Consider the following 10,620-nt stretch of genomic DNA (forward strand, 5'->3'; position numbering starts at 1 on the left):
GCCCTGGGCGGTGGAGCGATGGAGGCGCTTTCGATGCTCCCCCCACCGGCGCGACTTCGGGCTGGCGCCCTCGTCTTGCCGACTCCCCCTCAAGGGGGGAGTGGTGCGTACGAAAGTGCGTAACGGTTCGCTCCCCGAGCAAGGGAAATGAAGAGCGCGAAATCCAGAGCGTACTACCTCGGCCGGGCGGCGCTACTTGGCCAGCGCGGCGCTACCTGGCCGGGGCGGCGCTACTTGGCGGCGAACTTCTGGCCCTGCGGCTTCTCCTCGGCGCCTTCCTGAGCAGGCTGGAATTGGTGCTCCTCCGTGGAGCCGCGCAGGGCCGCCACCGAGGCGTCCTCGCCGTGAATGGCAGTGGTCACGGCGTCGAAGTACCCGGCGCCTACCTCGCGTTGGTGACGAGTCGCCGTGTAGCCCTCCTGCTCCGAGGAAAATTCCCGCTCCTGCAACTCCACATAGGCAGCCATATGGCGCTCCGTAAAGCGCTTGGACAAATGGAACATGGAGTAGTTCAGGCTGTGGAAGCCTGCCAGCGTAATGAACTGGAATTTGTAGCCCATGGCCGCTAACTCCTCGTGGAAATTGGCGATGACCCGGTCTTCCAGGTTGCGTTTCCAGTTGAAAGAGGGCGAACAGTTATAGGCCAGGATTTGATCCGGGTACTCCTTATGGATGCTCTCGGCAAAGCGCCTGGCGTAATCCAGATCCGGAGTGGGCGTCTCGCACCAGATCAGGTCGGCATACGGCGCGTAGGCCAGCCCCCGGGCCACCGCCGGTTCCAATCCGCAACGCGTCATGAAGAAACCCTCGCGGGTGCGTTCCCCGGTCAGGAAGGGCTGGTCGCGCTCGTCCGTGTCGGAGGTAAGCATCCCGGCACCCTCGGCGTCCGTGCGGGCCATGATCACGGTGGGCACGTTCATCGCGTCGGCAGCCAACCGGGCGGCCTGCAATTTCTCCACTGCCTCCTGGGTAGGGACCAGCACCTTGCCGCCCATGTGGCCGCACTTCTTTGCCGAGGACAGTTGATCCTCCAAGTGAATGGCCGCGGCGCCCGCCTCGATCATGTGCTTGACCAATTCGAAGGCGTTCAACACGCCGCCAAAGCCGGACTCGGCGTCGGCGACAATAGGCGCGAACCAGTCTATGTAATCGCGGCCCTCGGCATGGTGGATCTGATCCGCGCGCATCAAGGTGTTGTTGATGCGCCGGACCACCGTAGGCACGCTGTCCACCGGGTACAGAGACTGGTCCGGGTACATCTCCATGGCGCTGTTGGCGTCGCCCGCCACCTGCCAGCCGCTGAGGTAGATTGCGTCCAGCCCGGCCTTGACCTGCTGCAGAGCCTGGTTGCCGGTCATGGCTCCCAGGGCTTGCAGGTAGGGCCGTTCGTGCAGCATGCGCCAAAGTTTCTCCGCCCCGCGGCGGGCCAGCGTGTGCTCGACTTTCAGCGTGCCCTGCAGACGATAGACGTCTCTGGCGGAGTATGTGCGCTCGACGTCGCGCCAACGCTTGTTTTCCCGCCAGTCCCGCTCAATTTCCCGGACCGCTTCCGGGCAATTTGTCGGGCCGTTTCCACCATTCATGGATTGGTCCATGACTACCTCCTCATTGTCTTCGTCTCTGCGCTGATTTGCCCCACGGCAAGCGAATACGATTCGCCTTTCCATTAGAACCCCTGCTGCTGACGCACCGCAGGGAAACTGCCGAGTTGCAACACTACGGCCTTGTGTACCTATGGCCGAGTATCGGGGCGCACTTTACGCGGCAGTGCACCATATGGCAAGGGGTAAGGCAAACCGAAAGGCATAAAAGCGCGTGGAAAGCCCTTACGGACGGCAATTCCGGGGATCTGCGCATTCAGTCTCCGCGGCAGGGCGAAGAATGAAGCTTTGCCTGCCCGAAAATAATAAAATGATTGAAAAATAACCACTTACAAAAATATGTGCAAAATGTTTCGCAGAACAGAAGCGAACAAGGCCCGGCGGATGTCCGGCGGAGCTGTTGGGAGGGGAACTGCGCGACCGCCGCCTCTGTGTTGCCAGGCCGCGGACGTACTAAGGTATAATTCCCGGCATGACGGTTCGTCGTAAAAATTTTCCGGTCAAAGGGCTTCCGGAGGGGCCTGCTGAAGATCGCGGAGAGGACGTGGCGACCCTGAAGACCCCGCCGCAATTGCAACGCCCTCCCCTCTATCAAGTCATCCTGCTTAACGACGATTACACCCCCATGGCCTTCGTCGTCTCGGTGCTGGAGAATTTCTTCGGCAAGGACCGGCACAGCGCCGTCCGGATCATGCTGGAGGTGCACAACAGCGGTCGCGGCAGCTGCGGGACATTCAGCCACGACGTGGCGGAGACCAAAGTAGCCGAAGTGAACCGCCACTCGCGTCGGAGCAGGCACCCGCTGCTCTGCATCATGGAACAGGCCTGAGGCGAAAGCCCCAGCGGGAAATCCGAATGCTGGACCGGGCCCTTGAATCTACGCTGAACCAAGTGCTGCAACGGGCTCAGGCGCAACGTTGCGAATACGTAACCGTCGAGCACCTGTTGCTGGCATTGCTGGAGAACGCGGATGCAGCCGAGGCTTTGAGCGCCAACGGGGCAAACCTGACGGAATTGCGCCAGCAACTGGAACAATACCTCGAGGAACATTCGCCGCAGTTCCCGCTCAACGAGTGGCGGGATACGCGACGCACCCTGGGCTTCCAGCGGGTATTGCAACGGGCCCTGTTCCAGGTCCAGTCCGCCGGCAAGAAGGAGGTCACCGGGGCCAATATCCTGGCCGCGATCTTCAGCGAACGAGAGTCGCATGCGGTGCACTTCCTCGCCAAACAGAACATCCACCGCATGGACATCCTCAATTACATCTCGCACGGCATCGCCCGGCACGGCAGCGACGGACTCGGCGCCCGGGTCGGGGACGCCCCCGCACGGGAGTCCCAGCCCTCGGAAAGCTCTACAAACCCCCTGGACCTGTACACGGCGAATCTAACGGAACTGGCCAGACAGGGTCGCCTCGACCCCTTGATCGGGCGCCGGCAGGAGTTGCGGCGCACCATCCAGATCCTGTGCCGCCGCAGCAAGAACAACATCCTCTATGTAGGCGAGGCCGGCGTCGGCAAGACTGCCCTGGCGGAGGGGCTGGCGGCGAGCATCGTCGCCGGAGAAGTGCCGCAAACACTGGAGAAAAGCGCCCTCTACGCGCTCGATCTGGGGGCGCTGCTGGCCGGCACCAAGTACCGGGGAGATTTCGAGAAGCGCCTGAAGGCTGTGCTCGCCGGGCTTGCCAGCGGCGACGAGGTCGCGATCCTGTTCATAGACGAGGTGCATACCATCATCGGCGCCGGCGCCGCCTCGGGCGGCGTCATGGACGCCTCTAATTTGATCAAACCGGTGCTGACCTCCGGGGAATTCCGCTGCATCGGCGCAACCACCTACCAGGAGTTCCGCGGCATCTTCGAGCGGGACCGGGCGCTCGCCCGCCGCTTTCAGAAAATTGATGTCGCCGAACCCTCCATCGGCGAAACCGTGAAGATCTTACAAGGGCTAAAGGATCGTTTTGAGAAGTTTCACAACGTCCGCTACAGCAGCCAGGCCCTGTGCGGCGCCGCAGAGTTGACGGCGCGCCACATTAATGACCGCCACCTGCCTGACAAGGCCATAGACGTTATTGACGAGGCCGGGGCGGCGCAGCAACTGCTGCCCCCGTCACGGCGCAAGAAGGTGATCCGAACCCGGGAGATCGAAGACATCGTCGCCCACGCGGCCCGCATCCCGCCGAAGACGGTCAGCATCAACGACAAAGAGCTGCTGGCGGGGCTGGAGCACGACCTGCGGCTCACCATTTTCGGGCAGGACCACGCTATAGACACTCTCGCCACAACCATCAAGATGTCGCGGGCCGGCCTGGGAGACCCCGAGCGCCCCATCGGCTGCTTCCTGTTCGCAGGCCCCACTGGCGTCGGCAAGACGGAGCTGGCTAAACAGCTCGCCCACATCATGGGGATTGACCTGGTCCGCCTCGACATGTCCGAATACATGGAACAACACACCGTGTCACGCCTGATCGGTGCGCCGCCGGGCTACGTCGGCTATGAGAACGGCGGGCTGCTGACCGATCTCATCGGCAAGCATCCGCACTCGGTGCTGCTACTGGACGAAATCGAGAAGGCGCATCCCGATATCTTCAGTCTGCTGTTGCAGGTGATGGACCACGGCACGCTCACCGACACCAATGGCCGCCAGGCCATCTTCCGCAACGCGGTCTTTATCATGACCACGAACGCGGGAGCCGAGCGGATGGGGCGGCCCTCTGTAGGCTTTAACGCGCAAGACCCCAGTCACGACTCGATGGAGGCCATCCGCAAAACTTTCACGCCCGAGTTCCGCAACCGCCTGGACGCCATCATCCAATTCCAGCCACTGGCCGAGAAGGCCATCCTGGAAGTGGCTCGCAAACTGCTGATCGAACTTGAGTCGCAACTCCTGGACAAGAAGGTCACGTTGGAAATCGAAGACTCGGCCCTGCACTGGCTGGCCGAACACGGCCACGACCCGGTTATGGGCGCCCGCCCCATGGGGCGGTTGATCCAGGAGCAGGTGCGCAAACCGCTGGCCGAAGAACTCCTGTTCGGACAACTGAGGAAAGGCGGGCGGGCGAGCGTTGCCGCCACCGGTGCGGGCATGGACATCAAAGTCGCTACGGAAGAGAAACAGGCAGAAGAAGAGTTGGAAGAAACCGGAAGCGCCCGGGACTAAGGAGCCCGGCATGCTGCGCGATACCGGGGCAATGAATTACGCTTCCCCTGCCGAAACCAGCACTCCGTCCCGCAGTTCCAGCACTCGTTGCATACCCGCCGCCAGACTCTCGTTATGGGTCGCCAACACCAGACCAACGCCATGGTCGCGTTGCAACTCCAGCAACTGCCGAAAAACCTGCTCGGCATGAAAGCCGTCCAGGTTGCCAGTGGGCTCATCCGCCAGCAGACAACGCGGCCGGGCAACCAGGGCGCGGGCAAGCGCAGCCCGCTGCCGTTCCCCGCCGGATAACTCTCCCGGCCGGTGCTCCAGGCGCCGCTCCAGGCCCACTTGGCACAGCGCCTCGCGGGCGCGGGCCCGCGCCGCCGCGGCCGGGTTGCCGGCGATGAGCAGCGGCAAGCTGACGTTCTCCAGGGCGGAAAACTCCGGCAACAGATGGTGAAACTGATAGACAAAACCCAGAAAGCGGTTGCGGAGCCGGTCCCGCTGCTGTTCGCTGCCCACTGACGCCGGGCGCCCGGCGATCCGCACTTCGCCGCCGCTAGCCCGGTCCAGGCCGGCCAGCAGATACAGCAACGTGCTCTTCCCCGACCCGGACGCGCCGACGATGGCCACCGACTCTCCGGCTTGCAGCCGCAGATCCACGCCGCGCAGGACTTCGACCCGTTCGGGGCCCTGGCGGAATTCCTTCCTCAACCCCTGGCAGGAGAGGACGGCCCCTTCGATTGCAGCGTCTTCGCTCATAGCGCTCATCGCTTCTTCATTCCTGAGATTCATTCATGGCGCAAGACCCGCGCCGGCTCGACGGTGGCGGCATGCCAGGCGGGATAGAGCGTGGCAACCACCCCCAACAGAAAGGCGGCAACACCGACACCCAGCACGTCTCCCCAGCGCAGGTCGGAAGGCAACTGGCTGATGTAGTAGATCTCCGGCGACAGAAAACGCACCTGGAAGAATTCCTCTATCGCTTGTACCAGGCTTTCCACATTCAGGGCCAGCCAAATACCGGCCAGCCCCCCCAGCAGGATGCCCAAAACGGTGATGCAAAGCCCCTGGGACACAAAGATCGCCAAGATGCTGCCGCGCGACGCACCCATAGAGCGAAGCACGGCGATCTGCGCCTGCCGGTCGGTCACGGCGATCATCAACATGGCGACGATGTTGAACACCGCCACGGCGACGATCAGCATCAGAATCACGAACATCACGGTCTTCTCGGTGCGCAGGGCACGGAAGAAGCTGACATGCCGCTGCGTCCAGTCCACCACGAAATAACTCTCGGGAAAGGCTTGCAGGATCCGGCGCGTGGTAACAGGGGCGCTCATCAAGTCAGTGGTCAGGACATTGAGCCCGCCCACCCCCTGCCGGCGGTAGAGCCGACGGGCATCCTCCAGGTGGATCAACGCCAGCGAGCTGTCGAACTCGTACATACCGGCATCGAAGACCCCGACCACGCGAAAGCGCCGCAGACGGGGCAGCACGCCCGTGACGCCGAAACGCAACTCCGGCGTCGCCAGCGTCACCATATCGCCGGGGGCAACGCGCAGCGACTCTGCCAGCGCTTTCCCCAGGACAATGCCAAACTCCCCCGGCTGCAGGTCGGCCAAGGCGCCCGCGACGATTTTGCGGTCCACGAAGGACACGCCTCGTTCCCATTCGGGCTCGATGCCGCGTACCAACACCCCCTGCACCTGCCTGCCATGGATCAACATCCCCTCGCCGTTCAGTAGCGGTGCGACGCCCACGATCTCGGGGTGACTCAACAGCCGGTCCGCCACCTCGCGCCAATCGGACATCGCTTCTTCCCGCACATATACGGTGGCATGGGCGACCATGCCCAAGATGCGCTCGCGCAACTCTCTTTCGAAGCCGTTCATGACCGAGAGCACGACCAACAGGGCTGTCACGCCCACAGCCAGCCCGAGGATCGAGATCAACGTGATCAGCGAGACGAAGCCTCGTTTGCGCCCCGCGCGAGCATAGCGGAGAGCGATAAATATCTCGTAAGGTCGAAACATCAAGACGGGGATTATATGCCCTCCTGCCCTCCGTCGCGCAAAGGAGCGGCGGGCGCCGGTTCTCCCCGCCGCCGCGCGGAATCGCAGGCGCCTCGCGGCCCGCCTGCCGACACGGCACAGCGTCGGTACGGCAGACAAAGCTCAGACTGCACCGGCGGCCGCGGCAGGTTAATATGCGCGAGGCGCCCCACCGGGCAGGGGCGCGAGCAAAGCCCTGAAAGTGCATATACTAGCTCTGGAAACCAGCACCGAGATCCGTTCCGCGGCACTGTACTGCGACGGCGCCACACGCTCGCTCCAGGAGAGCGGCCGCGGCCGCCACGGCGAGCGGTTGCTGCCTATGATCGAGCATCTGCTGGCAGAGGCCGGGATCGCTCTGCGACAACTGGATGCCATCGGTTTCGGCAGAGGCCCCGGCTCCTTCACCGGGGTGCGTATCGCTGCCGGCACTGTCCAGGGGCTCGCCTACGGTTGCGACCTGGGAGTCGTGCCGGTATCTACGCTGGCGGCCCTGGCCCAGGGTGCCGGCGGCATCCGCAACGACGTGCTGAGTGCCATAGACGCCCGCATGGGAGAACTTTACTGGGGCGCCTACCGTGCCGACGCGCAGGGATTGATGCAAGCGGTGGACGAAGACCGGTTGCTGGCCTCGCCCGCCGAGGCGCCGGTCCCCGACGGCTCCGGCTGGTACGGAGTCGGTTGCGGCTGGAAAGAGCATGCGGAAACCCTGCGCCAACGACTACAAGGACGGTTGCAAGGCTGGGACGGAGACTGCGCGCCCCTGGCGGAAAACCTGGTGCCGCTGATACTTGAGAGTTGCCGCCGGGGGAAGCTGCAAACGCCGGAACAGGCAATCCCCGTTTACCTGCGGGCGCGGGTCGCCGCACCGCGCCGCGCCTGAGAGGAATAGATGCTTGCTCCCTTGCAATACCTCCGCCAACACCATCCCAAGGGCCATAGGTGCCGGACCGCTACACGGCATTGCCGCCGCCGGCGGCGGTCTGCTACGATTCCCCCGATTTGCCCGATTTGCCCGTCTCTTCCCGGAGGCCATCGCCTTGTCGAATCGCACGCTGCAACTGGACGACCGGCTTTACCGCTACCTGCTGTCCGTTTCCCTGCGCGAGCCTCCGGTCGCGGCCCGTCTGCGCAGGGCCATGGCGACCCATCCCCAGGGCAATATGCAAATCGCGCCGGAGCAGGGGCAGTTTATGGCCCTGCTGGTACAGGCATTGCAAGCGCGCAGGGCCCTGGAGATCGGGGTATTCACAGGCTACAGCGCTTTGTGCGTAGCCCTGGCCCTTCCGAAAGACGGACTCCTGGTGGCCTGCGAAATTGATGCCGGGCATGCCCGGACGGCGCAACGCTACTGGCGGCAGGCAAAGGTGGAACGCAAGATCGACCTGCGGCTGGCCCCGGCCCTGGATACCCTGGAGCAACTGCAACGGGCAGGACAGAAGGAGAGTTTCGACTTCGTTTTTATAGACGCCCACAAACCGGAATATCCGGCGTACTATGAACATGCATTGCGGCTGCTTCGGCCCGGCGGGCTAATCGCGATAGATAACACGCTCTGGTCCGGCAGGCCCGCGGACTCCACCCGGCGCGACCGGGATACCCGCGCAATTCGCAAGTTCAACCGGGCGCTACTGCAGGATCGCAGGGTTGCGATCAGCCTGGTGCCGGTCGCCGACGGCCTGACGCTGGCCCTGAAACCCCGGATACGGCCGCAACCGAAGCCACGGGCCCGGCGCGGCTGAACAGCCTGCCGAAGGGCCGACCGCCGCCCAGCCGTCTCAGCAACGCAGGCAACGGACCCGGGCGAAGATCTCATCCCGGTCGCCGTCTTCCATGGCGTAATCGAGCAGCACCCGCAATACCTTGTCTATATCCTGCAGGTCGTACTGCTCTCCCATCTCCTCCAGAAAGTGTAGATGGTCCTCATTGATATTGAATTGACGCCCGATCTTTTCTCCCGCCATCAGCATACCTCCCTACTTACGTAACCTCCTGCCAACGCCGGCCAGGGACCGGCACGAAACTATCATTTCGTCCACCACGCCGGCACCGCCAGAGCCGCTGGGGGCCGGCAACGTTTGCCCCTAGGGCAAGGACTCTTCCCGAACGGGAATCGGTTCCTCCTCCGGCAATGTCTCTTCGTCGTCCTCGCCGAATGAAAAGTCCTCCTCGGGCAAGCCGTCATCGTCCAAACCATCTTCCTCTCCCCCGGCAAAGAGAGCCCGAAACTCCCGGCGGTAGTTGAGAAAATCTTCAAGTTCCTCCTGGTATTCCTCCAGCAGCTGCTCGGCTTTCTCCCTCGCCCTTTCGGTCGCCGTCGCCGTATCCAGGTAGTCCTGCAATTCCTGCACCCTGGCCTCCAGGTCCTCGATTATGCCGTCCAGTTGCACCTCGTCCACATCGGGGGCGCAACCTTCCAGTTCCTCGCACTGCGACAGCGACAGGGCCAGTCCCTGTCCGATAGCGCTGAACAGCGCCAGCTCCTCCTCCAGCAGGGCGAGGTCTATACTGGTAATCTCCTCCGTCTGCGTCAAATTACTGGCCGGGTTGTTGAAGGTCACCAAAAACCCGACGGCGGCAAGACCCAGGTCGGTAATGTATTGTTGCAGGGAGGAACTCAGGTTGATGCCGCGGGCACGGCTGAGCAAGCTGAGGGTAGAACTAACGAAGGCCCCCGGGGAAACGGCGAACTGCAAATCCCCCCCGGCGAGTTCCATCACCAGTTGGCGCGCGTTTACGATCCCCCTGTCAGTAACGAGGGCAGCGCTTCCGGCATAGATCCTGCGCTCGCCATTGATGACCTCGATATCGCCAGTGCCGCCCAGAGAGCCAACCTTGTCGTTAACCGCCACCAGGATCGCCTCCTGTTCCGATCCGGCGGCGCTTTCCAGGTCATCCGGGCCACTCGCCCCGGCAGCGATATCCGCTTCCAGCACGATGTCGCCAGCCATCAGAACCAGCGTCCCCGGAACGACGATAGCACTCTCCACCGTAACCCGGGCGGCATCTATAGAGGCGGCCGCCGAGGCGCCAGCCGCATCGCGCACCGCCAGCGGCGGCGGCAACGGCTCCATTTCCCCCGGGAAGGCAAGGGGCGGCGACTGCGTGCCGCCAATGAGCACCGGCCCCGGGAATCCTTGCAGGTCAGGCAACTGGATACGCGTGACTCCATCTACTGGCGGATCCGACGACACCGGGTTGATCACGAGTTCCCCTCCCACAGAGGCAGGAAGCACTGCCAGGTAGGCGCCTGCGTCCGGCGCCGCCACGCTCCCCTGCAAAAATTCAATACTCGCATACGTCGCTAAGATTGCCTCAATCATGGGCGCCGCCGGCGTGAGAGGGCTATCGGTGCGCAGGAGGACGCAGCCGGAAGCCCGGGCACAACCCCCCGTCCGGTCCATGTAGATCGTCAGCGGGCCGGCAAGCAGACTCATGTCCAGGGTATCTCCGCCAGCGCCTCCATCCACCGCCCTAGCCACGCCGCCGCCATCGAATCGAAAAGTGTCCCCCTCCGAGCCCCCGAAGATATCCATGCTCACGTTGCCGCCCGCGTTCAGCTCGAACGTGTCAGCGCCTCCCTCTCCCGACACGCTCCCCGTCAACGATGCGCTCAGGGCAAACGTATCCGCTCCCGAGCCTCCCAGCAGATCCCCCGTGTGCGCTCCGTTCACCGTGAACGCGTCCGCTCCGCTGCCTCCCTGCATGTCCTCCACCGCGCTGAAGCCCAGGCTTTGACCGCCACTCTCGTAACTGTCCGTCGCCCCCAGCGTCCACGTCGAGGCCGCGTCAAGTCCGCTCAGTCGATCCGAACCGTGACCGCCTCC

At 63.5% G+C, this 10,620-nt stretch carries 9 protein-coding genes; 4 read left to right on the forward strand and 5 right to left on the reverse strand.

What is annotated here, in order from left to right; translation table 11 throughout:
• Window positions 1-230: 230 nt before the first annotated feature.
• On the reverse strand, window positions 231-1,583 hold the full coding sequence (aceA, locus tag OXU43_04025; GenBank protein ID MDD9824323.1) for an isocitrate lyase: 1,353 nt from the start codon (window positions 1,581-1,583) through the stop codon (window positions 231-233).
• A 490-nt stretch (window positions 1,584-2,073) separates the two neighbouring features.
• Between aceA and clpS the strand changes: the two genes are divergently transcribed.
• Window positions 2,074-2,430: an ATP-dependent Clp protease adapter ClpS gene (clpS, locus tag OXU43_04030; protein ID MDD9824324.1), complete on the forward strand. Its 357-nt coding sequence runs from the start codon at window positions 2,074-2,076 to the stop codon at window positions 2,428-2,430.
• A gap of 26 nt (window positions 2,431-2,456) precedes the next feature.
• Window positions 2,457-4,757 carry an ATP-dependent Clp protease ATP-binding subunit ClpA gene (clpA, locus tag OXU43_04035; protein ID MDD9824325.1) on the forward strand — a complete coding sequence of 767 codons (2,301 nt, stop codon included), beginning with the start codon at window positions 2,457-2,459 and terminating at the stop codon, window positions 4,755-4,757.
• Between the two features lie 36 nt (window positions 4,758-4,793).
• Here clpA and OXU43_04040 read toward each other — a convergent pair whose 3' ends face one another.
• Window positions 4,794-5,501 (reverse strand): ATP-binding cassette domain-containing protein, encoded by a 708-nt coding sequence (locus OXU43_04040; protein ID MDD9824326.1) that lies wholly within the window; start codon window positions 5,499-5,501, stop codon window positions 4,794-4,796.
• A 29-nt stretch (window positions 5,502-5,530) separates the two neighbouring features.
• On the reverse strand, window positions 5,531-6,775 hold the full coding sequence (locus OXU43_04045) for a lipoprotein-releasing ABC transporter permease subunit (GenBank protein MDD9824327.1): 1,245 nt from the start codon (window positions 6,773-6,775) through the stop codon (window positions 5,531-5,533).
• A gap of 220 nt (window positions 6,776-6,995) precedes the next feature.
• Between OXU43_04045 and tsaB the strand changes: the two genes are divergently transcribed.
• Window positions 6,996-7,676 carry a tRNA (adenosine(37)-N6)-threonylcarbamoyltransferase complex dimerization subunit type 1 TsaB gene (tsaB, locus tag OXU43_04050; GenBank protein ID MDD9824328.1) on the forward strand — a complete coding sequence of 227 codons (681 nt, stop codon included), beginning with the start codon at window positions 6,996-6,998 and terminating at the stop codon, window positions 7,674-7,676.
• Between the two features lie 157 nt (window positions 7,677-7,833).
• Complete coding sequence (locus tag OXU43_04055; protein ID MDD9824329.1) at window positions 7,834-8,535, forward strand: class I SAM-dependent methyltransferase; 702 nt, start codon at window positions 7,834-7,836, stop codon at window positions 8,533-8,535.
• A gap of 36 nt (window positions 8,536-8,571) precedes the next feature.
• Here the strand turns inward: OXU43_04055 and OXU43_04060 are convergent, their stop codons facing one another.
• Together OXU43_04060 and OXU43_04065 are read right to left on the reverse strand one after the other, a co-directional pair.
• Window positions 8,572-8,757 carry a hypothetical protein gene (locus OXU43_04060; GenBank protein MDD9824330.1) on the reverse strand — a complete coding sequence of 62 codons (186 nt, stop codon included), beginning with the start codon at window positions 8,755-8,757 and terminating at the stop codon, window positions 8,572-8,574.
• Window positions 8,758-8,877: 120 nt separating this feature from the next.
• A partial coding sequence (locus OXU43_04065; protein MDD9824331.1) for a hypothetical protein occupies window positions 8,878-10,620 on the reverse strand: 1,743 nt, incomplete at its 5' end.

It is taken from the genome of Gammaproteobacteria bacterium (genome assembly GCA_028817255.1).
Taxonomy (GTDB): domain Bacteria; phylum Pseudomonadota; class Gammaproteobacteria; order Porifericomitales; family Porifericomitaceae; genus Porifericomes; species Porifericomes azotivorans.